This is a genomic window from Nocardioides aquaticus (assembly GCF_018459925.1).
Classification (GTDB): domain Bacteria; phylum Actinomycetota; class Actinomycetes; order Propionibacteriales; family Nocardioidaceae; genus Nocardioides; species Nocardioides aquaticus.
Genome location: NZ_CP075371.1, coordinates 1,876,371 through 1,902,643, shown reverse-complemented (window position 1 = coordinate 1,902,643; position 26,273 = coordinate 1,876,371). Strand labels below are relative to the sequence as shown.

At 73.4% G+C, this 26,273-nt stretch carries 23 protein-coding genes, 1 tRNA gene and 3 pseudogenes; 5 read left to right on the top strand and 22 right to left on the bottom strand.

The features are described from left to right. From prfA to argS, 10 genes and pseudogenes are all read right to left on the bottom strand, one after another. The gene (prfA, locus tag ENKNEFLB_RS09205; protein WP_214058916.1) at positions 1 to 1,074 is read right to left on the bottom strand and encodes a peptide chain release factor 1; all 1,074 of its coding nucleotides are present in this window, start codon (positions 1,072 to 1,074) and stop codon (positions 1 to 3) included. 96 nt (positions 1,075 to 1,170) lie between these two features. After that, a complete protein-coding gene (rpmE, locus tag ENKNEFLB_RS09200; RefSeq protein ID WP_214058915.1) occupies positions 1,171 to 1,386 on the bottom strand; it encodes a 50S ribosomal protein L31 in 216 nt (71 codons plus the stop codon). Positions 1,387 to 1,530: 144 nt separating this feature from the next. Further along, entirely contained in the window at positions 1,531 to 1,911 is a 381-nt protein-coding gene (locus ENKNEFLB_RS09195) for a response regulator transcription factor (protein ID WP_214058914.1), read from the bottom strand. 68 nt (positions 1,912 to 1,979) lie between these two features. Further along, positions 1,980 to 3,134 (bottom strand): transcription termination factor Rho, encoded by a 1,155-nt coding sequence (gene rho / locus ENKNEFLB_RS22495; RefSeq protein ID WP_246535925.1) that lies wholly within the window; start codon positions 3,132 to 3,134, stop codon positions 1,980 to 1,982. Positions 3,135 to 4,248: 1,114 nt separating this feature from the next. Continuing rightward, positions 4,249 to 4,425: a hypothetical protein gene (locus tag ENKNEFLB_RS22485; protein ID WP_246535997.1), complete on the bottom strand. Its 177-nt coding sequence runs from the start codon at positions 4,423 to 4,425 to the stop codon at positions 4,249 to 4,251. 340 nt (positions 4,426 to 4,765) lie between these two features. Beyond that, positions 4,766 to 4,945, bottom strand: a pseudogene (locus ENKNEFLB_RS23150) (GHMP family kinase ATP-binding protein); the annotation flags it as partial. Positions 4,946 to 5,183: 238 nt separating this feature from the next. Beyond that, positions 5,184 to 6,275: a threonine synthase gene (gene thrC / locus ENKNEFLB_RS09180; RefSeq protein ID WP_214059394.1), complete on the bottom strand. Its 1,092-nt coding sequence runs from the start codon at positions 6,273 to 6,275 to the stop codon at positions 5,184 to 5,186. 50 nt (positions 6,276 to 6,325) lie between these two features. Next, positions 6,326 to 7,656 (bottom strand): annotated as a pseudogene (locus ENKNEFLB_RS09175) (homoserine dehydrogenase). Beyond that, positions 7,653 to 9,059, bottom strand: a complete 1,407-nt coding sequence (gene lysA / locus ENKNEFLB_RS09170) for a diaminopimelate decarboxylase (protein WP_214058913.1) — start codon at positions 9,057 to 9,059, stop codon at positions 7,653 to 7,655. The pseudogene ENKNEFLB_RS09175 and the gene lysA overlap by 4 nt, the downstream one beginning before the upstream one ends. After that, on the bottom strand, positions 9,056 to 10,720 hold the full coding sequence (gene argS / locus ENKNEFLB_RS09165) for an arginine--tRNA ligase (protein WP_214058912.1): 1,665 nt from the start codon (positions 10,718 to 10,720) through the stop codon (positions 9,056 to 9,058). Before argS ends, lysA begins: the two co-directional genes overlap by 4 nt. Before the next feature lie 88 nt (positions 10,721 to 10,808). Between argS and ENKNEFLB_RS09160 the strand changes: the two genes are divergently transcribed. Next, positions 10,809 to 10,883 (top strand) — tRNA-Arg (locus ENKNEFLB_RS09160). A gap of 103 nt (positions 10,884 to 10,986) precedes the next feature. Here ENKNEFLB_RS09160 and ENKNEFLB_RS09155 read toward each other — a convergent pair. From ENKNEFLB_RS09155 to ENKNEFLB_RS09140, 4 genes and pseudogenes are all read right to left on the bottom strand, one after another. After that, on the bottom strand, positions 10,987 to 11,634 hold the full coding sequence (locus tag ENKNEFLB_RS09155) for a hypothetical protein (protein WP_214058911.1): 648 nt from the start codon (positions 11,632 to 11,634) through the stop codon (positions 10,987 to 10,989). A gap of 8 nt (positions 11,635 to 11,642) precedes the next feature. After that, on the bottom strand, positions 11,643 to 12,173 hold the full coding sequence (locus ENKNEFLB_RS09150) for a hypothetical protein (RefSeq protein ID WP_214058910.1): 531 nt from the start codon (positions 12,171 to 12,173) through the stop codon (positions 11,643 to 11,645). A gap of 70 nt (positions 12,174 to 12,243) precedes the next feature. Then, positions 12,244 to 12,953, bottom strand: a pseudogene (locus tag ENKNEFLB_RS09145) (LCP family protein). Between the two features lie 226 nt (positions 12,954 to 13,179). After that, positions 13,180 to 13,755: a hypothetical protein gene (locus ENKNEFLB_RS09140; RefSeq protein WP_214058909.1), complete on the bottom strand. Its 576-nt coding sequence runs from the start codon at positions 13,753 to 13,755 to the stop codon at positions 13,180 to 13,182. 214 nt (positions 13,756 to 13,969) lie between these two features. On the opposite strand from ENKNEFLB_RS09140, the gene ENKNEFLB_RS09135 reads away from it, so the two are divergent. The 3 genes from ENKNEFLB_RS09135 to ENKNEFLB_RS09125 all read left to right on the top strand — a co-directional run bounded on the left by ENKNEFLB_RS09135 (position 13,970) and on the right by ENKNEFLB_RS09125 (position 18,656). Then, a complete protein-coding gene (locus ENKNEFLB_RS09135; protein WP_214058908.1) occupies positions 13,970 to 17,734 on the top strand; it encodes a multifunctional oxoglutarate decarboxylase/oxoglutarate dehydrogenase thiamine pyrophosphate-binding subunit/dihydrolipoyllysine-residue succinyltransferase subunit in 3,765 nt (1,254 codons plus the stop codon). 117 nt (positions 17,735 to 17,851) lie between these two features. After that, positions 17,852 to 18,028: a DUF6104 family protein gene (locus ENKNEFLB_RS09130; protein WP_201300081.1), complete on the top strand. Its 177-nt coding sequence runs from the start codon at positions 17,852 to 17,854 to the stop codon at positions 18,026 to 18,028. 4 nt (positions 18,029 to 18,032) lie between these two features. Beyond that, positions 18,033 to 18,656, top strand: a complete 624-nt coding sequence (locus ENKNEFLB_RS09125; protein WP_214058907.1) for an acetoacetate decarboxylase family protein — start codon at positions 18,033 to 18,035, stop codon at positions 18,654 to 18,656. Between the two features lie 85 nt (positions 18,657 to 18,741). Here the strand turns inward: ENKNEFLB_RS09125 and ENKNEFLB_RS09120 are convergent, their stop codons facing one another. The 3 genes from ENKNEFLB_RS09120 to ENKNEFLB_RS09110 form a co-directional block, all read right to left on the bottom strand. Beyond that, positions 18,742 to 18,948 (bottom strand): hypothetical protein, encoded by a 207-nt coding sequence (locus ENKNEFLB_RS09120; protein ID WP_214058906.1) that lies wholly within the window; start codon positions 18,946 to 18,948, stop codon positions 18,742 to 18,744. 24 nt (positions 18,949 to 18,972) lie between these two features. Next, positions 18,973 to 20,124 (bottom strand): fatty acid desaturase family protein, encoded by a 1,152-nt coding sequence (locus tag ENKNEFLB_RS09115; RefSeq protein ID WP_214058905.1) that lies wholly within the window; start codon positions 20,122 to 20,124, stop codon positions 18,973 to 18,975. Positions 20,125 to 20,194: 70 nt separating this feature from the next. After that, positions 20,195 to 21,298: a ferredoxin reductase gene (locus ENKNEFLB_RS09110; protein ID WP_214058904.1), complete on the bottom strand. Its 1,104-nt coding sequence runs from the start codon at positions 21,296 to 21,298 to the stop codon at positions 20,195 to 20,197. Between the two features lie 110 nt (positions 21,299 to 21,408). On the opposite strand from ENKNEFLB_RS09110, the gene ENKNEFLB_RS09105 reads away from it, so the two are divergent. Further along, the gene (locus tag ENKNEFLB_RS09105; RefSeq protein WP_214058903.1) at positions 21,409 to 22,059 is read left to right on the top strand and encodes a TetR family transcriptional regulator; all 651 of its coding nucleotides are present in this window, start codon (positions 21,409 to 21,411) and stop codon (positions 22,057 to 22,059) included. Positions 22,060 to 22,125: 66 nt separating this feature from the next. On the opposite strand, the gene ENKNEFLB_RS09100 is transcribed toward ENKNEFLB_RS09105, so the two are convergent. From ENKNEFLB_RS09100 to ENKNEFLB_RS09080, 5 genes are all read right to left on the bottom strand, one after another. Beyond that, positions 22,126 to 22,731, bottom strand: a complete 606-nt coding sequence (locus ENKNEFLB_RS09100; protein ID WP_214058902.1) for a hypothetical protein — start codon at positions 22,729 to 22,731, stop codon at positions 22,126 to 22,128. Further along, a complete protein-coding gene (locus tag ENKNEFLB_RS09095) occupies positions 22,728 to 23,297 on the bottom strand; it encodes an RNA polymerase sigma factor (protein WP_214058901.1) in 570 nt (189 codons plus the stop codon). Before ENKNEFLB_RS09095 ends, ENKNEFLB_RS09100 begins: the two co-directional genes overlap by 4 nt. A gap of 45 nt (positions 23,298 to 23,342) precedes the next feature. Then, positions 23,343 to 24,017, bottom strand: coding sequence for an SDR family oxidoreductase (locus ENKNEFLB_RS09090; RefSeq protein ID WP_214058900.1), 675 nt, complete (start codon positions 24,015 to 24,017; stop codon positions 23,343 to 23,345). Continuing rightward, positions 24,014 to 24,982: a zinc-binding dehydrogenase gene (locus ENKNEFLB_RS09085; protein ID WP_214058899.1), complete on the bottom strand. Its 969-nt coding sequence runs from the start codon at positions 24,980 to 24,982 to the stop codon at positions 24,014 to 24,016. Before ENKNEFLB_RS09085 ends, ENKNEFLB_RS09090 begins: the two co-directional genes overlap by 4 nt. 66 nt (positions 24,983 to 25,048) lie before the next feature. Continuing rightward, positions 25,049 to 26,233, bottom strand: a complete 1,185-nt coding sequence (locus ENKNEFLB_RS09080; protein ID WP_214058898.1) for an NAD(P)-dependent malic enzyme — start codon at positions 26,231 to 26,233, stop codon at positions 25,049 to 25,051. Between the last annotated feature and the right edge of the window lie 40 nt (positions 26,234 to 26,273).

Here is a 26,273-nt window from a genome sequence, read left to right as displayed (position 1 = left end):
TCAGTCCTCCAGCGCGGCCAGGCGGGCGGCGAGGTCGGCCTCGGCGCAGGAGTCGAGCAGCGGGGCGAGGTCGCCGTCGAGCAGCTGGTCGAGGTTGTGCGCCTTGTAACCGGTGCGGTGGTCGGAGACGCGGTTCTCGGGGAAGTTGTAGGTGCGGATCCGCTCGGACCGGTCGACGGTGCGGATCTGGCTGCGCCGGGCGTCACTGGCCTCGGCGTCGGCGGCCTCCTGGGCGGCCGCCAGGAGGCGGGACCGCAGGATCCGCATGGCCTGCTCGCGGTTCTGCAGCTGGCTCTTCTCGTTCTGGCAGGACGCGACGATCCCGGTCGGCACGTGGGTGATCCGCACGGCCGAGTCGGTGGTGTTCACGCTCTGCCCGCCCGGCCCGGAGCTGCGGTAGACGTCGATGCGCAGGTCGTTGTCGGAGACCTCGACGTCGACCGGCTCGGCCTCCGGGAGCACCAGGACGCCGGCGGCGGAGGTGTGCACCCGGCCCTGGGACTCCGTGACCGGCACCCGCTGGACGCGGTGCACGCCGGCCTCGAACTTCAGCCGCGCGAACGGCGCGTCCCCCGGGTCGGGCGTGCCGGTGGCCTTGACCGCGACGGTGACCGACTTGAACCCGCCGAGGTCGGACTCGGCGGCGTCGAGGACCTCGACCTTCCAGCCGTGCCGCTCGGCGTACCGGGTGTACATCCGCAGCAGGTCGCCGGCGAACAGCGCCGACTCCTCGCCGCCCTCGCCGGACTTGAGCTCCAGCAGGGCGTCCTTGTCGTCGGCGGGGTCGCGCGGGACCAGCAGCCGACGAAGCCTCTCGGCGAGGTCCTCGCGGGTGGCGGCCAGGGTCACGGCCTCCGCGGCGAAGGAGTCGTCCTCCCCCGCCAGCTCGCGGGCGGCCTCGAGGTCGTCCCCGGTGGCCTCCCACTCACGCCACGTCTCGACGATCCGGGACAGCGCGGCGTAGCGCTGGTTCAGCCGCTTGGCCAGTCGCGCGTCGGCGTGGGTCTCGGGCTCGCCCAGGCGGGTCTCGAGGTCGGCGTGCTCGGCGAGCATGCCCTCGACTGCCTCGAACACGGGACCTCCGGCGCTGGATCTGCGGGTGCTGCGGGACGGGGGAAATGGCGAGCGCCGGCCCCCCGCTCGCTGCAGGGGACCGGCGCTCGGAGGTCGCTACTTCTTGGCGGCCTTGGCGTAGCGCGCCTCGAACCGGGCGACGCGGCCACCGGTGTCGAGGATCTTCTGCTTGCCGGTGTAGAACGGGTGGCACTGCGAGCAGACGTCGGAGCGCAGGGTGCCCGACTCCGAGGTGCTGCGCGTGGTGAACGTGGAACCGCAGGTGCAGGTGACCACGGTCTCGGTGTAGTGCGGGTGGATGTCCTTCTTCATGTCTCTCTCCTCCTTGGCGCCGGGTCGCCGTGCGCGGGGTGCGCGAGGCGTGAACCGGACCGATCGACGATGATAGAACAGCGCGCTCGTCCGGCCCATTCCTGGTACGGACGCCGGGGGCGCGAGGCCCCCGCCGGGGTCGGCTCAGCCGGCCTGGGCGCGGCTGGCGAGCAGCGCCTCGACGCGGGCGGCGAGCTCACGGGGGCTGAACGGCTTGGTGATGTAGTCGTCGGCGCCGGAGCTGAACCCGGACTCGACGTCGGACTCCTGGGCCCGGGCCGTGAGGAGGATGACCGGGAGGTCGGCGAGACCCGGGTCGGCGCGGATGCGACGGATCGCGTCCAGACCCGACACCCCGGGCATCATCACGTCGAAGACCGCGAGGTCCGGACGCTGCGCCTGGCAGGCCTCCACGGCGGCGCCGCCGTCGGAGACCGCGACGATCTCGTGACCCATGGTCGAGAGCTTGAACTCGACCAGCTCCCGGATGTCGACGTCGTCGTCGGCCACTACGATGCGTGCCACTGAGCTACCCCCGGTTCTCAGGCCCGTCGGGCCTGGTCGATCGTAACGGGTCTCGCGCGTCGATGTGGTCACTTGGCCACCGCCGCGCGGGAGGTCGGGCGCCCGAGGGACCCGGTGCGCTGCACCGCGGTGAGCAGCTCGATGTTGGTCTGGGTCGCGCGCACCCGCTCCACCAGCAGCTCCAGGGCGCGGGGCGCCTCCTGCTGGGCGAGCAGGCCACGCAGGGTGCCGAGCACCGTGAGCTCCTGCTCCCCCATCAGCTCGTCCTCGCGGCGGGTGCGCGAGCGCAGCGGGTCGACGGACGGCGTGAGGTGCCGCTCGGCCAGGTCACGCCGCAGGTGCAGCTCGAGGTTGGCCGTGCCGCCCAGCTCCTCGAAGAGCACCTCGTCGGTCGCCGAGCCGGTCTCCACCGAGGCCGTGGCCAGGATCGTCAGCGAGCCGCCGCCCTCGACGTTGCGGGCCGCCGCGAAGAACCGCTTGGGCGGGAAGAGGGCCGCGGCGTCGACGCCGCCCGCCAGCACCCGGCCGCTGCCGGGCCCGGCGGCGTTGTACGCGCGCCCGAGCCGGGTCAGGCCGTCGACCAGCATCACCACGTCGTGGCCCAGCTCGACCAGGCGCTTGGCCCGCTCGACGGCCAGCTCGGCCAGGGCCACGTGGTCGGTGGCCGGGCGGTCGAACGTGGAGGCGATGACCTCGCCCTTCACCGCACGCTGGAAGTCCGTGACCTCCTCGGGCCGCTCGTCGACGAGCACCACCATGAGGTGGCACTCGGGGTTGTTCTGGGTCACCGAGTCCGCCACCGCACGCAGCAGCGTCGTACGGCCCGACTGGGGCGGGGCGACGACGAGGCCGCGCTGGCCCTTGCCGAGGGGCGCGACGAGGTCGAGCACGCGGCCCACCGTGTTGCCCGGGCCCGTCTCCAGGCGCAGCCTCTCGGACGGGTGCACCGGGGTGAGGTCGGCGAAGTCGGGACGCACCTTGGCGGCGTCGAGGTCGAGCCCGTTGATGCTCTCCACCCGCACCATCGGGTTGAACTTCTCCTTGCGCTCGCCCTCCCGGGGCTGGCGCACCTCGCCGACGACCGCGTCACCGCGACGCAGGCCGTGGCGGCGCACCATCGACAGCGACAGGTAGACGTCCTCGGTGCCGGCCAGGTAGCCGGTGGTCCGCACGAACGCGTAGTTGTCGAGGACGTCGAGGATCCCGGCCGCGGGCACCAGCACGTCGTCCTCCAGGACGGTCGTGTCGGGCTCGCCGCGCTGGCCGGTCGTCGTCTGTGCGGCGGGACGGCTGCGGTCGCGGCCGCGGCGCCGGCGGTTGCGGCTGCGGCCCCGCCCTCGTCGTCGTCCCAGTCCTGGTCGTCCTGCTGGTCCCGGTTCGGGTTGCCGTTCTGGTTGTTCGGGTTGCCCTGCTGGTTGCCCTGCTGGTTGTTCGGGTTGCCGTTCTGCCGGGGCTGGTTGCCCTTGCCCTGCTCGGGACGGTTCTGGTCCTGCTTGCCCTGCTGACCGCCCTGCTGACCGCCCTGCTGACCGCCCTGCTGACCGCCCTGCTGCTTCTTCGGCTGGTCCTGCTTGTTCTGCTGGGCCTTGCCCGGTCCCTGCTGGTTCTTGTCCTGCTGGCCCTTGTCCTGCTGGCCCTTGTCCTGCTGGCCCTTGTCCTGCTGGCCCTTGTCCTGCTGGCCCTTGTCCTGCTTGCCGCCCTGGTCGCGCGGCTGGGCGCGGTCCTGGTCGCGCCGGGCCGGGGCCTCGTCCTGGCGCGGCTGCTCCTTCGCCTGCTCGGCCGGACGCTGGGCGGGCTGCTCCGGCTCGGCGGCCGTCTGCTCGGCGCGCCGGTCCTGTCCTCGGGTACGGCGCCGGACCTCGGGCTTGGAGGTCACCGGCTGCTCGGCGGCGGCTCGGTCGGCCGGCGGCTCCTCCGCCGCGGCCGGCTGCCGCGCCTCGGGCTGCTCGGCCGCGGGGCGGGCGGGGCCGGGCGACTGCGCGGCCTTGATGGCCTCGACGAGCTGGGCCTTCTTCAGAGACCCGGCTCCGCTGACGCCGAGGCCGACGGCCATGGACCTCAGGTCCGCGATCAGCATGGTGCTCAGGCCGCCGGAGCGCTTGCGCGCGGCCGGGGCGTCGGTGGTCGTGGCGCTGGTGTCGGTCTCGGTCACGTGAGGTCCTTGCCCTGCCGGGCGGTCGGTGCCAGGTCGGTCGCTCGCCGGCGCGCTGCGGCCGGGACGGGCAGCGGGCTGCCCGGCACGATCGGCGCACGGACGAGGTCAGCGCCGGGGGCGAAGACCCACCGGCACGTCGCCGAGATCGGCGAAGATGGTCAACCTAGCACCAGCGGTGCGGCTCAGACCTCGACGACCAGACCGCGCGGGTCGACGTCCAGCGCCCAGGACCCCCAGCTCTCGGGGGCGTCGGCGAGCACGGACGCGCTGTCGGCCTCGTCGGTCACCAGGGCGATCACGGTCGGCCCGGCTCCGGACACCGCCGCCGCCACTCCCCGGGCGCGCAGCCGGTCCACCATCTCGAGCGTGGCGGGCATCGCCGGTCGGCGGTGCTCCTGGTGCAGGTGGTCGCGGGTCCCGCGCCAGAGGTGCTCGACGCTCCCCCGAGCGCCGCGACCAGCAGCGCGGTACGACCGGCGTCCGCCGCGGCCTCCGCCAGCGGCACGGTGGTGGGCAGCAGCCCCGCGCGAGCTCGGTGGGGACCGGGTCCGGCGGCACCAGGACCACGGCGCGCACGCGCGGGTCGACCGGCGCCGGCACGGCCCACCAGACGCCGTCGTCGTGCCCGGAGACGACGAAGCCGCCGAGCAGGGCGGGCGCCACGTTGTCGGGGTGGCCCTCGATCCGGGCGGCCATGGCCAGCAGGGCGTCGTCGTCGAGGCGGTCCGCGCCGTCGGGCACCAGCGCCCGGGCCAGGCCGAGGCCCCCGACGATCGCGGCCGAGGACGACCCCATCCCGCGGGCCTGCGGGATGACGTTGTGGCAGGTCAGCCGGAGGTCGGGGGCGCCGACCCCGAGCGCGGCGAACGCCGCCTCCATCGCCTGGACCACCAGGTGGTCGCGCCCCCGGGGCAGGGTCGCCGCCCCCTCGCCGCGCACCTCCACCTCCACCGACGGCCCGCCGGGACCGGCCGGCCCCAGGACGACGGCCTCCAGACGGTCGCGGTGCGCCAGCGCCAGCCCCAGGGAGTCGAAGCCGGGGCCCAGGTTGGCCGAGGTCGCCGGCACGCTGACGCGCACCGGTCCGTCGACGAACGTCGTCACGCCACCGCCCCGCTCAGGCGCCGTCGCGAGGGTCGGGCCCGTCGAGCCCGGCCGCGGCGGCCGCGGCGGCCGGGTCTGCGTCGACCACGGTGTCGACCAGCGGGCCGACCCCCTCGAGCGCGGTCACCGTGTCCTTGAGCCCGTGGCCGGTCACCGTGACCACGACGGTGCCGTCGTAGCCCCGGCCCTGCTCGAGGTCCTGGAGGATGCCGGCGACGCCCGCGGCGGAGGCCGGTTCGACGAAGACGCCGTCCCGCCGGGCGAGCTCGCGCTGGGCGCTGAGGATCTGGTCGTCGGTGACCGCGGCGAAACGACCACCGGACTCCTCGCGCGCCGCGACCGCGAGGTGCCAGGAGGCCGGGTTGCCGATCCGGATCGCGGTGGCCTTGGTCTCCGGGTCCGCCACCGGCGACCCGTGCACCAACGGCGCGGCGCCGGCGGCCTGGAAACCGTGCATCACCGGCCGGCGGGTGGAGCGACCGAGGTCCGCGTACTGCGTGTAGCCCATCCAGTAGGCCGAGACGTTGCCGGCGTTGCCGACCGGCAGCACGTGGTGGTCAGGGGCGTCGCCGAGGAAGTCGACGATCTCGAACGCGGCGGTCTTCTGGCCCTGGAGGCGCACCGGGTTGACCGAGTTCACCAGCGCGACCGGGTAGTCCTCGGCCATCCGGCGCGCCATGGTCAGGCAGTCGTCGAAGTTGCCCCGGACCATGATCACCTGCGCCCCGTGCAGGATCGCCTGCGCCATCTTGCCGGCGGCGATCTTGCCCTCGGGAACGAGCACCAGCGGCTGGAGACCGGCCTTGGCGGCGTAGGCGGCCATCGAGGCCGAGGTGTTGCCGGTGGAGGCGCAGACCACGGCGCGGGCGCCCTCCGAGCGGGCGACCGAGATCGCGGCGGTCATCCCCCGGTCCTTGAAGGAACCGGTGGGGTTGTCGCCCTCCACCTTGAGCCACACGTCGGCGCCGGTCAGGCCCGAGAGCCACTCCGAGGTGACCAGGGGCGTGCCCCCCTCGCGCAGGGTGACCGCGGGGATCCCGTCGGGCAGGTCCGGCAGGTCGAGCAGGTCGCGGTACTCCTCGATGACGCCGCGCCACTGGCGCACGGCCCCGGGTGCGCGCCGCTCGGTGGTCTGGTCGGCGGTCTGGTCGGTGGTCACTCGGACTCCCCCTCGACGCGCATGACCGAGCTGATCTCGCGCACCATCTCCATGCCCTGCAGGTGCGCGACCGTCGCTGCGAGCGCGGCGTCGGTGGCCTCGTGCGAGACGACCACGAGCTGGGCGTCGTCACCGCGACCCTCCTGACGCACCGTGCGCAGGGAGACGTCGTGCTCGGCGAAGGCGGCGGCCACCGCGGCCAGCACGCCGGTGCGGTCGTCGACGTCGATCGCCACGTGGTAGCGGGTGACGGTCTCCCCCATCGGCAGCACGGCCCGGTCGGCGTAGGCCGACTCGACCATGCCCCGGGTCGAGGCGCGCTGGTTGCGGGCCACGGTGACCAGGTCACCCAGCACCGCCGACGCGGTCGGGGCGCCGCCCGCGCCGGGGCCGTAGAACATCAGCTGGCCGGCGGCCTCGGACTCGACGAAGACGGCGTTGTACGCCTCGCGCACCGACGCCAGCGGGTGGCTGCGCGGGATCATCGCGGGGTGCACCCGCACGGCCACGGTCTCCTCGCCCCCGGCTCGTTCGGCGGGCGCAGCTCGGCGATCGCCAGCAGCTTGACCACCGCGCCCATCGCGCGGGCCGAGGCCATGTCGGCGGCGGTGACGTCGGTGATGCCCTCGCGGTGCACGTCGGCGGCCGTCACCCGGGAGTGGAAGGCCAGCGAGGCCAGGATCGCGGCCTTGGCGGCGGCGTCGAAGCCCTCGACGTCGGCGGTGGGGTCGGCCTCGGCGTACCCGAGCTCCTGGGCCTCCTCGAGCGCCTCGGCGAAGCCGCTGCCGGCGGTGTCCATCTTGTCCAGGATGAAGTTGGTCGTGCCGTTGACGATGCCGATCACCCGGGTGACGCGGTCCCCGGCCAGCGACTCGCGCAGCGGCCGCAGGATCGGGATCGCCCCGGCGACGGCGGCCTCGTAGTACAGGTCGCGGCCGACCTTCTCGGCGGCCTCGAACAGCGTGGGCCCGTCCTCGGCCAGCAGCGCCTTGTTGGCGGTCACGACCGAGCAGCCGTGCTCGAGGGCCGAGAGGATCAACGAGCGCGCCGGCTCGATGCCGCCGATCACCTCGACGACCAGGTCGACGTCGTCGCGGGCGACCAGCCCGCTGGCGTCGGTGGTCAGCAGACCCGGGGGCACCTCGACCTCACGCGCGGCGTCGAGACGGCGCACGGCCACCCCGGCCAGCTCGAGCGGCGCGCCGATGCGGGCGGCCAGGTCGCCGGACTGGTCCTGCAGCAGCCGTACCACCTGGGAGCCCACCGAGCCGCAGCCCAGCACCGCCACCCGCAGCGGACGCTGATCGCCTGCGGTCTCCACGCTCACTCCTGATCACCCACGTCGGTCGCCAACAGGTCGTCCTCAGTCTCCCGCCGCACGAGCACCCGCGCGACCCCGTCCCGCACCGCGATCACCGGGGGACGCAGCGCGTGGTTGTAGTTGGAGGCCATCGAGCGGCAGTACGCCCCGGTGCCGGGCACCGCGAGCAGGTCGCCGGGACGGACGTCGCCGGGCAGGAACTCGTCCTTGACCACGACGTCACCGGCCTCGCAGTGCTTGCCGACGACGCGGGCCAGCACCGGCTCGGCCTCGGAGCGGCGGTCGGCCATCGTGCAGGAGTAGTCGGCGTCGTACAGCGCGGTGCGGATGTTGTCACTCATCCCGCCGTCGACGGAGACGTAGGTGCGCACGGCGCCGCCGTCGAGGCGGACCGGCTTGACGGTGCCGACGGTGTAGAGCGTGCACACCGACGGCCCGGCGATGGCCCGGCCGGGCTCGATCGACAGCTGGGGCACCGCCACCCCCAGCGCCCGGCACTCGTGCTCGACGATCGACCGCATGGCCGCGGCCAGGTCGGCCGGGTCGGCGGGGTCGTCCTGGGTCGTGTAGGCGATGCCGAACCCGCCGCCGAGGTTCATCTCGGGCAGCTCGACGCCCAGCTCCGCGGCGATCCGCGCGTGCAGCGCCAGCACCCGGCGCGCGGCCACCTCGAACCCGGAGGCGTCGAAGATCTGGCTGCCGATGTGGGAGTGCAGCCCCCGCAGCTCCAGGCCGGGAGCGGCCAGCACCCGGCGCACCGCCTCGAAGGCGTCTCCGGAGGTGATCGAGAGCCCGAACTTCTGGTCCTCGTGCGCGGTGGCGATGTACTCGTGGGTGTGGGCCTCGACCCCGGCGGTGACCCGCACCAGCACCGGCTGCACCGTGCCGAGGTCGCGGGCGACGTCGGCGAGCCGGTCGATCTCGGTCAGCGAGTCCACGATCACCTTGCCGACGCCGGCGCTGACGACGCGGCGCAGCTCGGGCACGGTCTTGTTGTTGCCGTGGTACTCGATCCGCGCCGGGTCGACACCGCCGCGCAGGGCCACGGTGAGCTCGCCGGACGAGCAGGCGTCGAGGTGGAGGCCGTCCTCGGCGATCCACCGGGCCACGCCGGTGCACACGAACGCCTTGGCGGCGTAGTAGACCTGCCAGCCGGCGAAGGCGTCGCGGAACCCGACCGCGCGGGCCCGGAAGTCCTCCTCGTCGAGGACGTAGGCCGGCGTCATGTGCTCGGCGGCGAGGTCGGCCAGGGCCACCCCGCCGACGACGAGGTCGTCACCGCGCTTGTGGGCGGTGCGGGACCACAGCTGCGGGACGAGCTCGTTGGGGTCGGTGGGCTGGCGCAGCCAGGAGGGGCCGCGCAGGGCGCCCGAGGCGTGCGCCCAGCCGGCCTCGTGGGTGGTGGTCACATCCGCTCCGGCGCGGAGACGCCGAGCAGGGCGAGGCCGTTGGCCAGGACCGTCCGGGTGGCGGCCACCAGCACCAGCCGGGCGCGGTGCAGGTCGCCGGGCTCCTCGTCACCCATCGGCAGCACCCGGCAGCTGTCGTAGAAGCGGTGGTACGACCCGGCGAGGTCCTCCAGGTAGCGGGCGACCCGGTGCGGCTCCCGGAGCTCCGCGGCGCTGGCGACGACGCGCGGGAGCTCGGCGAGCGCGCGCAGCAGCTCGCCCTCCTTCTCGTGGCTGAGCAGCGAGGGGTCGAAGTCCTCCTGCGCCGGGTGCACCCCGAGGTCGGCGCCGTTGCGCAGGATCGAGGAGACCCGCGCGTGGGCGTACTGGACGTAGAAGACCGGGTTGTCGCTGGACTGCCTGGTCATCTCGGCGGCGTCGAGGGTCAGCGGCGAGTCGGCCGGGTAGCGCGCCAGCGTGTAGCGCAGGGCGTCGACGCCGATCAGGTCGACCAGCTCCTCCAGCGTCACCAGGGTCCCGGCCCGCTTGGAGAGCTTGAGCTCCTCGCCGTCCTTCATGATCTTGACCATCTGGCCGATCAGGACCTCGATGTTGCGGTCGGGGTCGTCGCCGGCGCAGGCCGCCATCGCCCGGAGCCGGTTGACGTAGCCGTGGTGGTCGGCGCCCAGCAGGTAGATGCACCGGTCGAAGCCGCGCTCGCGCTTGTTGACGTAGTAGGCGGTGTCGCTGGCGAAGTAGGTCAGGTCGCCGTCCGACTTGATCAGGACGCGGTCCTTGTCGTCGTCGAAGTCGGTGGTGCGCATCCACAGCGCTCCCCCGTCTTCGAACAGGTGGCCCTGCGCCCGCAGCTTCTCCAGGCCGGTGGCCACGTCGTCGGACTCGTGCAGGCTGCGCTCGGAGAACCACACGTCGAAGTGCGTCTGGAAGCGGTCGAGCTGCTCCTGCTGCTGGCGCAGCTGGACGGCGTACCCGGCCTCGCGGAACGCCGCGGTGCGCTCGGGGCCCTCCAGCTCCAGCAGGCCCGGCTGCTCGGCGACGACCTGCGCCGCGACGTCGGCGACGTACCCGCCGTGGTAGCCGTTCTCGGGCACCGGCACGCCCAGGGCGGCGGCCTCGACCGAGGCCCCGAACAGGTTCATCTGGTTGCCGCGGTCGTTGATGTAGAACTCCCGGGTCACCGAGGCGCCGGCCGCCTCGAGCACCCGCGAGATCGCGTCGCCGACGACCGCCCAGCGGGTGTGGCCGAGGTGGAGCGGGCCGGTGGGGTTCGCGGAGATGAACTCCACGTCGATCCGCTCGCCGGCCAGCGTCTGCGAGGAGCCGTACGCCGCGCCCGCCGCGACGACCTGGGCGGCCACGGCGCCCTGGGCGCCGGCCTCGACGGAGATGTTGAGGAAGCCCGGGCCGGCGACCTCGACCTCGGCGACGCCCTCGGCGCGTCCGAGCTCCTCGGCCAGGAGCGCCGCGAGCTCGCGCGGGGACGTCCCGGCCTTCTTGCCCAGCTGCAGCGCGACGTTGGTGGCGTAGTCGCCGTGCCCCTTCTGACGGGGTCGCTCCACCGTCACCGTGCTCGGGACGCCGTCGGGCAGGGAGAGGGTCCCTGCGTCGACGAGCGTCGTCAGGGCGGCGACGATCGCGGTGGAGAGCTGCTCGGGGTTCACCCGGGCAGCCTATCGGCGCCGGTGCGCGGACCCCGAACCGGTTTCACCCCGCCCGGCGGGCGCCTGTAGGGTTCGTCTCGCCCCACGGAGCCCCGTAGCTCAGGGGATAGAGCGCCGCCCTCCGGAGGCGGAAGCGTAGGTTCGAATCCTACCGGGGGTACCACCCAGCACGACGCACGAAGGCCCGGGACGTCATCCGTCCCGAGGACACGTGTCCTCGGACCGCATGACGTCCCGGGCCGTCCGGCTCGCGGGAGCGACGTGGGTCAGTCGCTGGTGCGCTGGTCCTTCTTGGCCTCGGAGAGGTCGCTGAGGCGCTCGGCGTCGGCGCGGGCCTCGTCGGCCGCCTTCTTCGAGGCGGTGGCGTCGTCGATCTCGGCCTTCGCCTCGCGCTGGGCGGCCTTCTTCTTGGCCTCGGCCTCGGCGGCGGCCTTCGTGCGCTGGTCCTCGGCGGCCTTCGCCTTGCTCGCGGCCCGCTTGTCGGCAGCGGCCTTCTTGGCGGCCGCCTTCTTCTCCGCGTCCTCGCGGGCCTGCTGCTTGCCCTTGGCCTCGGCGACGTCGGCCTCCTTGAGGCCCGAGGCGGCCTTGTCCTGGGCGGCCTTGCGCTGGGCGGCGGCCTTGCGGCGACCGGCGGCGGCCTTCTCACGGGCCTGCTCGCGCTTGGCCTCGGCCTCCGCCTCGAGACGGGCGGCGGTGGCCAGCTTCTCGCCGCGCTCGAGGCGCTCGGCGCCGCGCTCGACGAGTCCACGGTTGCGCAGGACGGTGCCGGCGACCTTGTCGGCGGAGCCGAGGGTGCGGTCGAGGGCCACGCGCGGGGCGGAGGTCTCGTCGAGGCGCGCCGCGAGGCGGTGGTCGACGGCGGCCAGCGGCAGGCGGGCGATCTCGTAGGGCAGGGCGACGATCTTCTTCAGCATGGTGGTCCTCACTTCTCGGTCTGGCCGCGCAGCTGCGCGGCCTGCTTCTCGGCGTCGGCGGCCTCGCGGTCCAGCCGGGCCTGCTCGCGGGCGGCCTGGTCCTCGGTGGTGCCGGCCTGCGCCTCGGTGGCCTCGGCCTCGCGGAGGCGGGTCTCGGCGACCTGCTCGGCGCGCCGCTCGGCGGCCGCGCGGTCCTGCTCCTCGCGCTCAGCGGCGTCGCGCTCGGCCGCGGACTTCTCCTGGGCGGACTGCTGCTCGGCGACGGCCTTCTCGCGCTCCGCCCTGGCCCGGGCCTCGCCCTGCTCCTCGGCGGTCTCCCGGCTGGCCTCGCGCATCTCCTGCGTGGCCTCGTGGCGCTTCGCGTCGGCTACCGCCTCGTCGGCCACGGCCTGCTTGCGGCGCTGCGCCTCGGCCTGCTGGAGCTGACCCTCCTCGACGAGGTCGTCCTTGCCGGTGACGGCGCCGGCGACCTCCTTGGCCTTGCCGGTGAGGCCACCGATCAGGCCCTGGCGTGCCTCTGCTGACTTGTCGTTGCTCATCTCTCGACAGTGGGGCCGGCCGAGGGGCTCGCACACCATCCCTGGGGTGGGCCGGGGTGTGACCTCCGGCTCAGCAGCCGCTGAGCCGGGCGTCCTGGCGGGCGTCGTCGCCGTAGCGCCGGGCCTGCGCCACGTCGGGGAAGACGACGCTGGCCGCCCCGGCGTTGCCGAGGGTGCCGCCGACCACGCAGGTGGTGATCCGGTCCTGACGGACCGAGGCGACCGCCCGGGCGAGCATGAACAGCTCGGAGGGAGGGAGCCCGCCGGTGTCGAGGTGCTCCATCACGCTCAGCACGCCGCGCTCGACGAACCCGGGCTCGTCCGCGCGGGCCCGCACCTGTGCGGCGATCCCGCGCAGCACCCGTTGCTGGTTGGCCGAGCGGTCGAAGTCGCCGCCGGAGAGCTCCTTGCGGATCCGCGAGAACGCCATCGCGTCGTAGCCGCTCAACCTGATCCGGCCCGTCGCGAACCCGTCGTCCTTGAGGTACGGGTCGGCGAACGGGCGCGGGTTGGTCACCGTGATCCCCCGATGTCGTCGACCATGTCCTCGAAGAACGGGAACCGGGTGACCATCACGTAGTCGGGCTCGATCCCGACCAGGTCCCCCACGGTCTCCCCGAGCAACCGGGGTCCGCCGTAGGTCAGCGCGGCGTTGACGCGGTCGGAGCCGTGCCCCGGGACCGCGACGTAGGAGTCACGCGGGATGCCGATCGCGGTGGCCGCCCCGGTGGAGGGGCGCAGGCCGACCAGCTGCAGCGCGTCGCCCCGGGTGCGCAGCATGTCCTCCCCGGTCGCGCGTCGGAGCCGACCGCGAGGATCCACACGACGTCGTCGTCGAGCGCCATCCCCTCGGCCGAGCGGACCTTGACCAGCGCCGCCTCGGTGGGGGCGACGGTGGACGCGGGCACGACCAGGGCCGCGACGGCCAGCACCACCCCGAGCACCCCCACCCGCCACATCCGCCGCCCGACCTGACCGGGTCCGGCCGCGCGCGCTCGTGCCGCTCTCATCGCTGCCGCCCCCGCTCGACGTCGTAGCCGACGACCTGCCACCCGGGGCCGCCCGGCGTCAGGTAGAGCCGCCCCGAGACCCGCTCGACCCGGTCGACCCGGTCGACCTCGCCGGTCAGGTCCATGACCAGCACGAACCGCGCGGTCGCGGCCTGCGCGCGCCCCCCGGTCGCCAGCAGGTCCACGACCACGTCCCCTCGCCGCCCGACCACGTCGTCGACCCGCGGGGCCAGCGCCGCGTTCGTGGTGAGGGCCCGGTCCGCGCGCGCCTGCCGGGCCACGCCCGGGGTGAACCCCGGGAACGCCCGACCGGCGCCCTCCGGCGGCTCGTCGCCGAGGTACGCCGCCGCGAACCAGCGGTCGACGAGCGCGGCCACCGCGTCCCGGGCAGCGGCGCGACGCGCCCGGGCGAGGTCGCCGGTGACCCGGCCGAGCGAGACGGTGGTGCGCGCGTCGGTGACGGCGGCGGAGGACGGCGCCCGGTCCGCGGGGCCGGCCGGCTCGTCCCCGCTGCAGCCGCCCAGGGCCACGACGCCGGCCAGCAGCACCGCGACCCCGCGTGCCGATACCACGGGGAGTAGACGTCGGCGGGGTCCCGACACGCCGCCGGGCAGGCCAGGTCGGGAGCGGCGCAGGGTCATGAGGGTCCTCGGGGAGGGGGCGCTGGGCCTTTCTACGTCCAGGGTGCCCGACGCCACAGCCGCCCCCGCGCATTTGCCCGGCCGGGGGACTAGCCTGGGTCGCGATCATCACACCGCGCGCTCACTGGAAGAGGCGAAGCAAGTCGTGCCGCAGTCGTCTGGCAGCTCAACCCCCCAACCGTCCACCTCCGACTTCGGGGCCAACGAGTGGCTCGTGGAGGAGATGAGGGAGCGGTTCGACAAGGACCCCTCCAGCCTCGACGACGAGTGGCGCTCGTTCTTCTCCGACGGACCCGGCGCTGCCGCGTCGTCGACGAACGGCAGCGCGCGCAACGGCGCCTCGGCGGCGAAGCCTGCTGACAAGCCCGCCGAGGAGCCCGCCTCCGCTCCGAAGGCGACCGAGAAGCCCGCCGAGAAGCCCGCCGAGAAGGCGGCCGCGGCGCCGACCCCCCCGACCAAGCCCGCCCAGAAGCCTGCCCAGAAGGCCGCGCAGAAGGCCGCCGAGAAGCCCGCGGCCAAGCCTGCGGCCAGGACCGAGAAGAAGGACGAGCCGGCGGAGAAGCCGGCCGAGCCGACCTACACGGTGCTGCGCGGGATCCCGGCCGCCACGGTCAAGAACATGGACGCCTCGCTGACCGTGCCGACCGCCACCTCGGTGCGCACGGTCCCGGTCAAGCTGCTGTGGGACAACCGCACCGTCATCAACAACCACCTGGCCCGCGCCCGCGGCGGCAAGGTGTCCTTCACGCACCTGATCGGCTACGCCATCGTGCGGGCGCTGGGCGAGATGCCCGCGATGAACAGCTCGTACGCCGAGGTCGACGGGAAGCCGAACCTGGTGACCCCGCCGCACGTGAACCTGGGGCTCGCGGTCGACCAGCAGAAGCCCGACGGCACCCGCCAGCTGGTCGTGCCGTCGATCAAGCACGGCGAGACGAAGGACTTCGCGGGCTTCTGGACCGCCTATGAGGACATCGTGCGCAAGGCGCGCGACAACAAGCTCACGATGGACGACTACTCGGGCACCACGGTCAGCCTGACCAACGTCGGCGGCCTGGGCACGAACCACCCGGTGCCCCGCCTGATGCCCGGCCAGGCCGCGATCTTCGGCGTCGGCGCGATGGACTACCCCGCCGAGTGGCAGGGCGCGTCGGCCGACGCGATCGCCCGCAACGGCATCAGCAAGGTCATGACGCTGACCTCGACCTACGACCACCGCGTCATCCAGGGCGCCCAGTCCGGGGAGTTCCTGCGTCGCCTGCACCAGCTGATGCTGGGCGAGGACGGGTTCTACGACGACATCTTCCGGTCGCTGCGGATCCCCTACGAGCCGATCCGCTGGAGCAACGACATCGCGACGTCGCACGACGACGAGATCTCCAAGCAGGCCCGGATCCTCGAGCTGATCCACGCCTACCGGGTGCGCGGGCACATGATGGCCGACACCGACCCCCTGGAGTACCGCCAGCGCACGCACCCCGACCTCGAGATCGAGACCCACGGGCTCACCCTGTGGGACCTCGACCGCGAGTTCGCCACCGGCGCCTTCGGCGGCAGCGCGCGGCCGTTCATGAAGCTGCGCAGCGTGCTCGGGATCCTGCGCGACTCGTACTGCCGCACCACCGGCATCGAGTACATGCACATCATGGACCCCGAGCAGCGTCGCTGGATCCAGGAGCGCGTCGAGCGTCCGCACAGCAAGACCCCGCGCGAGGAGCAGCTGCGGATCATGCTGAAGCTGAACCAGGCCGAGGCGTTCGAGACCTTCCTGCAGACCAAGTTCGTGGGCCAGAAGCGGTTCAGCCTCGAGGGCGCGGAGACGACCGTGCCGGTCCTCGACGAGATCTGTGAGGCTGCGGCCGGCGCCGGGCTCGACGAGGTGGCCATCGGGATGGCGCACCGCGGTCGGCTCAACGTGCTGGCCAACATCGTGGGCAAGAAGTACTCGCAGATCTTCCGCGAGTTCGAGGGCAACATCGACCCCCGCACGGTGCAGGGCTCGGGCGACGTGAAGTACCACCTCGGCGCCGAGGGCGTCTTCGAGTCCGACAAGGGCGACCACGTCAAGGTCTCGGTCGCGGCCAACCCCTCGCACCTCGAGGCCGTCGACCCCGTGCTCGAGGGCATCGCGCGCGCCAAGCAGGACGTGCTGGACCGCGGCGCGGACTACCCCGTGCTGCCGCTGCTGGTGCACGGCGACGCGGCCTTCGCCGGCCAGGGCGTCGTCGCGGAGACGCTCAACCTGTCCCAGCTGCGCGGCTACCGCACGGGCGGGACGATCCACCTGGTCGTCAACAACCAGGTCGGCTTCACCACCTCCCCCGGCTCGTCGCGCAGCTCGCTGTACTGCACCGACGTGGCCCGGATGGTGCAGGCGCCGATCTTCCACGTCAACGGCGACGACCCCGAGGCCTGCATCCGGGTGGCCCAGCTGGCCTTCGAGTACCGCCAGGCGTTCAACAAGGACGTCGTGATCGACCTGGTCTGCTACCGCCGGCGCGGGCACAACGAGGGCGACGACCCCTCGTACACCCAGCCGCTGATGTACGACCTGATCGAGCAGAAGCGCTCGGTGCGCAAGCTCTACACCGAGTCCCTGATCGGGCGCGGCGACATCACCGTCGAGGAGGCCGAGCAGGTCCTGCGCGACTACCAGCAGCAGCTGGAGCGGGTGTTCACCGAGGTGCGCGACGCCAGCAACCAGCCGAGCGACTGGACTACCGTCCCGGACTACCCGGACAAGCCCGCGGGCGAGAAGCGGACGGCGATCTCGATGGAGGCGCTGAAGCGGGTCGCGGACGCCTACGTCGCCCCGCCGGCCGGGTTCACCGTCCACCCCAAGGTGATGCCGCAGCTGCAGCGTCGCGCGCAGGCGATCACCAGCGGCCCGATCGACTGGGGCTCCGGCGAGGTCCTCGCCTTCGGGTCCCTGCTGATGGACGGGCGCCCGGTGCGGCTGTCCGGGCAGGACTCGCGGCGCGGCACCTTCGTGAGCCGGTTCGCCACCATGATCGACCGGCGCAACGCCGACGAGTGGACCCCGCTGTCGGCGCTGACCGAGGACCAGGGGAAGTTCTTCGTCTACGACTCGCTGCTCTCCGAGTACGCCGCCCTCGGCTTCGAGTACGGCTACTCCGTGGCCCGCCCCGAGGCGCTGGTGCTCTGGGAGGCGCAGTTCGGCGACTTCGTCAACGGCGCCCAGACCGTGATCGACGAGTTCATCACCGCCGGCGAGACCAAGTGGAACCAGCAGTCGGGCGTCGTCCTGCTGCTCCCCCACGGGTACGAGGGCCAGGGCCCCGACCACTCCTCGGCCCGGATCGAGCGGTTCCTGACGATGGCCGCCGACGACGCGTTCGTGGTCGCGCAGCCCTCGACCCCGGCGTCGTACTTCCACCTGCTGCGGCGCCACTCCCTCGGGGAGCGGCACCGTCCCATGATCGTCTTCACGCCGAAGTCCATGCTGCGGCGCAAGGAGGCGGCCTCGCAGCCGCACGAGTTCACCGAGGGCACCTTCCGCCCGTTCATCGGCGACGACCACGCCGACCAGGACAAGGTGGACACCCTGCTGATCTGCTCGGGCCGGATCACCTGGGACCTGCACGTCGCGCGGGACAAGGCCGAGGACGGCGAGCGGTTCGCCATCGCCCGGGTCGAGCAGCTCTACCCGCGCCCGGTCGACGCGATCAAGGACGAGATCGCCCGCTACCCGCACCTGAAGAAGGTGCGGTGGGTCCAGGACGAGCCGCAGAACATGGGCCCGTGGCCGCACTACCAGCTCAACGTGTGGCCCGAGGTCGACGCCGAGGTGGAGCCGGTCACCCGGGTGGCCTCGTCGTCGCCGTCGGTCGGCACCGCCAAGCGGCACCAGGACGAGCAGAAGGACCTGCTCGCGCGGGCTTTCTCCTGACCGCGGCGGAGCCGCGGGTCAGGTAGGAGAGCCGGTCGAGCAGGCGCGCGGCCGAGCCTGCGAGGCCGCGACCGCCGTGACGACACCCAGTGACCCGACGTCGAGGAGCCAGCACGGATGTACTTCACCGACCGTGGCATCGAGGAGCTGCAGCGACGCCGGGGTGACGAGGAGGTCACCCTGGCGTGGCTGGGCGAGCGGCTGCAGGAGTTCACCGACACCCACCCCGAGCACGAGGCGGCGGTGGAGCGGTTCGCCACCTGGCTCGCACGCCTCGACGACCCCGAGGACTGACCGGGTGCCGCCGGACGGGCCCGCCTACCCCGACGCCCCGTGGCGGCTCCACGGCTCGATGTGGGTCAGCCTGTTCTGGCTGCCCCGGACCGGCCACGGGGCGGGGGGCGCACGCCCGCGCGGGCTCTGGGGCGCTGCCTGGGTCGACTACACCGACCCGAGCCCGCTGACCTACCGCGAGCTGCTGGTGGCCCGCCCGGTACGCCGTGGTGCGGCCGTCCGGGTCGAGGTCACCGACATCTGGGTCGACTCCCCCGCCTCGTGGGCCGGCGGCCGGGCGCTGTGGGCGATCCCCAAGGGGTTGGCGGCGTTCGACTCCCCCGGCTCGCCCGCCGGCTCCCCCTCCGGCGGTGCCTGGTCGGCGGCGGTGGAGGACGTGCCGACGGCGACGACGTCGGTCACCGACCGGGGTCACGGCGGCCCGCGGGTGCCGCTGCGGTTCACCACCGACCAGCCGGCGTTGCCGGAGAGCGGCGGTCCGCGGGTGACGCCGGTGTCCGGCAGCGCCCGGGTCCGCCCCCTGCGGGCCCGGTGGGACCTGCCCCCCGACGGCCCGCTGTCCTGGCTGGCCGCTGCCCGCCCGCTCGGCTCCGTACGCCTCGAGGGGTTCCGGCTCCGCTTCGGCTGACGCCCGCCGACCTCGCGCCCGCCCGGGACGTCATACGAGCCGCGCCACGGCCGGGGTGCGGCTCGTATGACGTCCTGACGGCGTCTCAGTCCTCGCCGTGCTCCTGGCGGGCACGCCGGGCCGCGTCGCGGATCTCGAACAGGTCGGTGGCGAGCCCGCCGACGGTGGTCGCGACGTCCTTGACCGCACCGGTGATGATCGTGGCGACGTGGCCGACGGCACCGGCGGTGGCCTCGGCGCCCGACTGGAGGGCGTCCTTGGCGATCTCGCCCTTGCTCAGGTGGTCCTGCATGGGCTCAGTCTCCCGCCTGTGGCCTCAGGCCGCCACCGTGGGCTCGGTCACGACCTGCACCGGCTCCACGACCTCGTCCCGGGGGTCGTCGGCCTTCTTCCGGTCCGGCAGCGCCATCCGGCAGATCTTGCGGGCCACGCTGAACAGCTGCTTGCCGAGCGGGCCGGCGTTGTAGTCGAGGTCGTAGCGCTCGCAGATCTCACGGACCTCCTCGGCGATCTGCGGGTAACGGCGCGCCGGCAGGTCGGGGAAGAGGTGGTGCTCGATCTGGTGCGAGAGGTTCCCGGTGAGCAGGTGGAAGACCTTGCCGCCGGTGATGTTCGCCGAGCCCAGGAGCTGGCGGTAGTACCAGTGGCCCCGGGTCTCGTCCTCGCACTCCTCGACGCTGAAGGTCGCGACGCCGGCCGGGAAGTGGCCGCAGAAGATGATGTTGAAGGCCCACACGTTGCGGACCAGGTTGGCCACGGCGTTGCCGGCGAAGGTCAGCGGGAACAGCGGCCCGGTCAGCGCCGGGAACAGCAGGTAGTCCTTGACGGCCTGGCGTCGCATCTTGCGCAGCAGGCCCGGGTAGAGCGGCTTGTTGTCGCCCAGGCTCCGCCTGCCGGCGACGATGTTCTCGACCTCGAGGTCGTGCAGCGCCACGCCCCACTCGAAGAACACCATCAGCAGCAGCGCGTAGACCGGGTTGCCCAGGTAGTACGGGTGCCACGGCTGGTCCTCGTCCATCCGGAGCACGCCGTACCCGATGTCGCGGTCCTTGCCGACGATGTTGGTGTAGGTGTGGTGGATGAAGTTGTGGGAGTTCTTCCACTGGTCGCTGGGGCAGACGTTGTCCCACTCGTACATCCGCGAGTTCAGCCCGGGGTCGCCCATCCAGTCGTACTGGCCATGCATGACGTTGTGGCCGATCTCCATGTTGTCGAGGATCTTGGAGATGCTGAGCGACGCCACGGCCAGCGGCCAGGCCGGCGGCAGGTAGAACAGGGCGCGCCCGGCGATCTCGAAGCCACGCTGGGCCTTGACGACCTTGCGGATGTAGGCCGCGTCCTCCTCGCCGAGGTCGGCCAGGATCCGTTGGCGGATCGCGTCCATCTCCTCGCCGAAGCGCTCGAGCTGCTCGGCCGTGAGCCGTGCGGTGCCGGCGGCCTCCTCGGCGGTGGGCTGCGGGTTCGTCATGGTCATGGTCATGGTGGTCGTCCCTTCTCGGACGTGGGGTGCGGGGAGGTGCGGGAGGGGTGGCGGTCGGTCAGAGGTCGACGGTGCAGTCGCCGACGGGGGCCGAGACGCAGACGCGGATCTCCTCGTCGGGCAGGGAGGACTCGGCGCCGCTGACGACGTCACGCACGGTGCCCTCCTCCTTGCGGCTCACGCAGGAGAAGCAGATCCCCATCCGGCAGCCGGACTCCGGACGCAGGCCCAGCGCCTCGGCCTGCGCGAGCAGGCTCTCCCCGGTGTTCGGCGCGGTCCTGCCGGAGCGGGCGAAGGTGACCTCGCCGCCGACCTCGCCGCCGCCGGTGCGCGGGGGCTTGAAGTACTCGACGTGCAGGGCCGCGGAGTCGCCGTACGCCCCGTGCACGGCCTCGATCAGCGGCGCCGGGCCGCAGGCCCAGGTCGGCACGTCGCGGTAGCCGGGCACCAGCCGCTCCAGCCAGGCCGGTGACAGCGCCGGGTCGCCGAGCTCGGGGTGCAGCAGGTGCAGGTCGATGCCGTTGCCCGAGGCGGCGACGTCGGCGAGCTCGGAGGCGAAGATCTGGTGCTCGGGGCTCTGCGCGTAGTGGATGAAGGTGACCCGGCCGCGGTGGGTGCGGCGCTGCAGGGAGCGCAGCATCGACATCACCGGGGTGATCCCGGAGCCTCCGGAGATCATCACGACGTGCTCGGGGACGCGGTCGGGCAGGACGAACTCGCCCTGCGCCTGCGACAGGTGCACGGTGGTGCCGATCGCGGCGCGGCCGGCGAGGTAGCGCGACACCACGCCGTCGGGGTTGGCGCGCATCGTCACGGTGAAGCGGTCGCCGGGGCGTGAGTCGGGGCTGGAGACGGTGAAGACCCGGGTCGTACGCCGGGCGCCGTCGACCTCCACGCCGAGCTGCACGTGCTGGCCGGCGCGGTGGCCCCGCCAGGTCGAGGTCGGCTCCAGGGTCAGCGTCGCCACCGGCGGGTGGCCGGGCACGTCGACCTCGCGGTGCACGTCGACGATGCGGGCGCGCACCTCGTGGGCTGCCCACATCGGGTTGACCAGCTCGAGGTAGCGGTCGACGCCGTGCGGCTGGGTCAGCGCGGCCATGGTGCGCGAGCGCAGGACGCGCTGGGCCAGGTCGGCGAGGGGGGCGGTGGTGGTGGTGCTCATCGTCTGCTCCAGTTGAGTGTACGAATGTGCACTCACCAATATGGGCGGACCGGCCCCGGGCGTCAACCGCCGTCACGCGTGACCCCGCGCACGCACGTAGGATGACGGCCATGGTGGCGACGGACGAGGAAGCGGTCGCGCGTCCTGAGTCACGGGCCGAGCGCAAGGAGCAGACCCGCCGCGCCATCCTCGACGCCGCCCTGCGGCTGTGCGAGGGCAGCAGCCTGGTGGCGCTGTCCCTGCGCCAGGTGGCCAAGGAGGTGGGCATCGTGCCCACCGGGTTCTACCGCCACTTCGAGTCGATCGAGGACCTCGGCCTGGCCCTGGTCGACGAGTCGTTCGTGTCGCTGCGCGAGATGCTGCTCGACGTGCGCGTGCACGACCCGGCCTACGACGACCTCATCGACAGCTCGATCGACGTCCTCGTCGAGCACGTGCACGCCCAGCAGGCGCACTTCGCCTTCATCGCCCGCGAGCGCGAGGCCGGCCCGCCCGCGGTGCGCGAGGCGATCGCCCGCAGCATCGAGCTGTTCGAGCGCGAGCTGGCCAGCGACCTGCAGCGCCTGCCGGGCACCGACGCCTGGACCACCGAGGACCTGCGGATCCTGTCGAACCTCTTCGTCACCGCCCTGGTGGCCACCGCCGTCGCCGTGCTGCACGCCAGCGACGACCCGGAGGAGGAGAAGCGGCTGGTCGAGTCGGCGCGCACCCAGCTGCGGATGGTGCTCGTCGGCGCGTTGAGCTGGCGCTCCGACCGCTAGTCGAGATGACGCTCGCGGACAGCCGAGATGACGCTCGCGGCGCCCCGAGATGACGGTTGCGGACACTCATAGCGAGGAGTCGTTCGGCTCGGGCTCGCACGGCGCGACCGGGCCGCGCGCGATGCCGACCTCGCCGTAGGCGCCTCCCAGGTCCTCGATGCCGTTCTCGTCCACTCCTCCCGGGGAGGTCGTCGAGGCGGCGATGACCACGGTCCGCCCCTCGACCACGTCCCTGCGGTCCAGCACCACCCGGAGGCCGCCCGTGCCGACCTCGAAGGTCGTCCGACTGCCCGGCGCCGACGGCGCGTCCCGGTACCGGTCGTCCTGGCACTGCAGGTCCGTGCCGAGGTACTGCACGTCGGCCGCCACTCCCTCCTCCTCGAGGGCCTGCTCCAACCCGGCAGCATCCTCGAGCCGGTCGATCTCGACCTCGATCGTCCCGCCGGGACCCTCCCCCACGGCGTACGCCGGGCTCGGTCCCACGAGGGCGGGCACCGCGACGGCGGTGGCCACGACGGCCGCAGCGGCCGCCAGGACGGCGGCGACGCGCCGGCGCCCGGGGCCCGGCCCGTCGCGGCGAGGGACCGCGGCACCCGCTGCTGCGCGCTCCGCGACCTCGGCTCGCAGGTCGGCGAGCAGCCTGCCCTCGAAGCTGTCCAGATCGGTCGTCACGTCGTTACCTCCTCGGTCGGGCGGGTCAGGGCGGGCAGCAGGGAGGCAGCGAGCCGCCGGCGTCCTCGGTGCAGCCGGACGCGGGCGTTGCCGACGGTGATCCCGAGGGCGTCGGCGGCGTCGGAGAGGTCGAGCCCGTCGACGAGGACCAGCTCGACCACGGCGCGCAGACCCTCGGGCAGGCGAGACACCTGCTCGAGCACCCGGCGGCCGTCGCGCTCGGCGTCGAGCCTCTCGGTGGCACGTTCCTCGGCGTCGGGCTCGAGGTCGCGACGGGTCCCCCAGCGCTGGGCGGACTCCCGCTGCCGCCGGGCCCGCCGGTGCTCCCCGGCCACCACGTGGCGGGCGATGCCGAACAACCAGGCCCTGGGCGCTCCGCGCGCCGGGTCGTACCCGGCCGCCGCGTCGATCACGGCCAGGAACACCTGGGTGGTGAGGTCCGCGGCGGTGTGCGGGTCCGTCACCCGCCGCGCGACGAACCGCTGGACCGCCTCGACGTGCTCGCGGTAGAACGCCTCGAGAAGGTCGGGGTCCCGGCCGATGCCGGTCACGTCGTCGCTGCTCACACCGGTCCTTGTCACCTCGCACCCGCAGCGTTACACCGCCCGGGCTCAGACCGGCTTGACGACCACCTCGGGCACCTCGGCGTCGCGCGGCAGGTCGAGCACGTGCAGCACGAGGTCGGCCACGGTCCCGGGCTGGATCCAGTCCGAGGCGTCGTACGCCTTGCCCTCCTGGGCGTGCACCGTCTCCTGCATGGCGGTGGCGGTCCGGCCCGGGAAGACCGAGGTCACGCGCACGTCCGGCTCCTCGGCGCGCAGGCTGTCGGCGAGCGCGCGCAGGCCGTGCTTGGACGCGGCGTACGCCGCCCACTGCGGGTTGGCCCGCAGGCCGGCGCCGGAGTTGAGCAGCACGACGGTGCCGCGCGCGGCCCGCAGCGCCGGCAGCGCGACCCGGGTCAGCACGGCGGGCGCGACGAGGTTGACGGCGAGCTGCTCGGTCCACGCCGTGGCCGGGAGGTCGCCGACGGCGCCGAGCTCGACGACCCCGGCGGCGTGCACGACGGAGTCGAGGCGCGCGGGCAGCCGCTCCCCCGACGCCTCGGTGCTCGCCGCGTCGGCCAGGTCGGCGACCAGGGTGGTGATCCCGGGGAGGTCGGCGGCCATCTCGGCGGCCCGTTCCTCGGACCGGGCGACCGCCAGCACCTGGTCGCCGCGGGCCAGCAGCCGCTCGGCGAGGATGCGGCCGATGCCCGACCCTGCGCCGGTGAGCAGGTGGGTGCTCACCGGGTGAGGACCACCTTGCCGAACAGGTCGCCCTCGAGCATCGCGGCGAAGCCGTCGCGGGCCTGGTCCATCGGCAGCTCGCGGTCGATCAGCGGGCGGGTGCCGGTGGCGTCGAGCATGGTCACCAGCGCGGCCAGCTCCTCCCGGGTCCCCATCGTCGAGCCGATCACGCTGAGCTGGAGGAAGAAGATCCGGGTCAGCTCGGCGTCGTCGAGCTTCGGGCCCGACGTGGTGCCGGAGGTGATCAGGCGTCCGCCCGGACGCAGGGAGCGGATGGAGTGCGACCAGGTCGCCTTGCCGACGGTCTCGATGACGGCGTCGACCTTGCCCGGCAGCCGGGCGCCGGACTCGAAGACCTCGTGGGCACCGATCTCGAGCGCGCGGGCACGCTTGCCCTCGTCGCGGCTGGTGGCGAGCACGCGCAGGCCGGCAGCGCGGGCCAGGGTGATCGCGGCGGTCGCGACCCCGCCGCCGGCACCCTGCACCAGCACGGTCTCCCCGGCGCGCAGCTCGCCGCGGGTGAAGAGCATCCGGTAGGCGGTGAGCCAGGCGGTGGGCAGGCAGGCGGCCTCGGCGAACGACAGGGAGGCCGGCTTCGGCACGACGTTGGCGCGCGGCACGGCCACCCGCTCGGCCATCGCGCCCTGGTGGCGCTCGCTGAGCAGCGAGCGGCGGGGGTCGAAGGTCTCGTCGCCGCGCCAGGACGGGTCGCTCACCACGCCGTGGACGACGACCTCGTTGCCGTCCTCGTCGAGGCCGGCCGCGTCGGTGCCCAGGATCATGGGCAGCTGCTCCTGCTTCAGGCCCACCCCCCGCAACGAGAACAGGTCGTGGTGGTTGAGCGAGGCGGCCTTGACGGTGATCGTGGTCCACCCGTCGGGGACCTCGGGCTCGGGCCGGTCGCCCAGCACCAGGCCGGACAGCGGGTCGTCGGAGGAGAAGGACTCGGCGTAGACGGCGAACATGGCCGCGAACCTACTACCGCTCGGGCCGCCTCCGGGACCCCCGGCCCGGCTGGCGGGCACCCAGGGTCAGCGCCGCGCGACGCCCTCGTCGCGCGCGGCCTGGGCGACCGCCTGCGCCACGGCCGGGCCGACCCGCGGGTCGAACGGCGACGGGATGATCCGGTCCTCGGACAGGTCGTCGCCGACCAGCTCGGCCAGCGCCTGCGCCGCGGCCAGCTTCATGCCCTCCGTGATCGCGGTGGCGCGGACGTCGAAGGCACCGCGGAAGATCCCGGGGAAGGCCAGCACGTTGTTGATCTGGTTGGGGAAGTCCGAGCGCCCGGTGGCCACCACGCGGGCGTGGCGGCGGGCGACCTCGGGGTGCACCTCGGGCGTGGGGTTGGCCAGGCCGAAGATGATCGCGTCCGAGGCCATCGCGGCGACGTCCTCCTCGGGCACGGTCCCGCCCGAGACCCCGATGTAGGCGTCCGCCCCGACGAGCGCCTCGGCGAGGGTGCCGGTACGCCCGGTGCGGTCGGCGGTCATCTCGGCGAGGGCCTTCTTCACCGGCGTCAGGTCGCCGCGCTGCGAGCTGAGCACGCCCTTGCGGTCGGTGACCACGAGGTCGGTGATGCCGGCCTCGATCAGGATCTTGGCGACCGCCACGCCGGCGGCCCCGGCCCCGGAGATGACCACGCGCGTCGTGGCGAAGGTGCGGTGGGTCAGCCTGAGCGCGTTGGTCAGCGCCGCGAGCGCGACCACGGCGGTGCCGTGCTGGTCGTCGTGGAAGACCGGGATGTCGAGGCTGGCCTTGAGCCGGTCCTCGATCTCGAAGCAGCGCGGCGCCGAGATGTCCTCGAGGTTGATCCCCCCGAAGCTCGGCGCGAGCCGCTCCACCGTCGCGATGATCTCCTCCACGTCGGTGGTGTCCAGGCAGATCGGGACACCGTCGACACCGCCGAACTGCTTGAACAGCACGGCCTTGCCCTCCATCACCGGCATCGCGGCGGCGGGGCCGATGTCACCGAGGCCGAGCACCGCGGTGCCGTCGCTGACGATGGCCACCGTGTTCGGGACCCAGGTGTAGTGCTGCGTCATCGACGGGTCGGCCGCGATCGCCTCGCACACCAGGGCGACACCCGGGGTGTAGGCCATCGAGAGCTCCTCGGCCCCGGTCAGCGGGACCGTGGACACCGTCTCGAGCTTGCCGCCGACGTGGAGGTCGAAGACCGGGTCGCCGGCGAAGGGGTGCGAGGAGGGGGTGTCGGTCACGGTCGGTGAGTCTGGCACAGCGCGCCGCGGGGCCACAGGG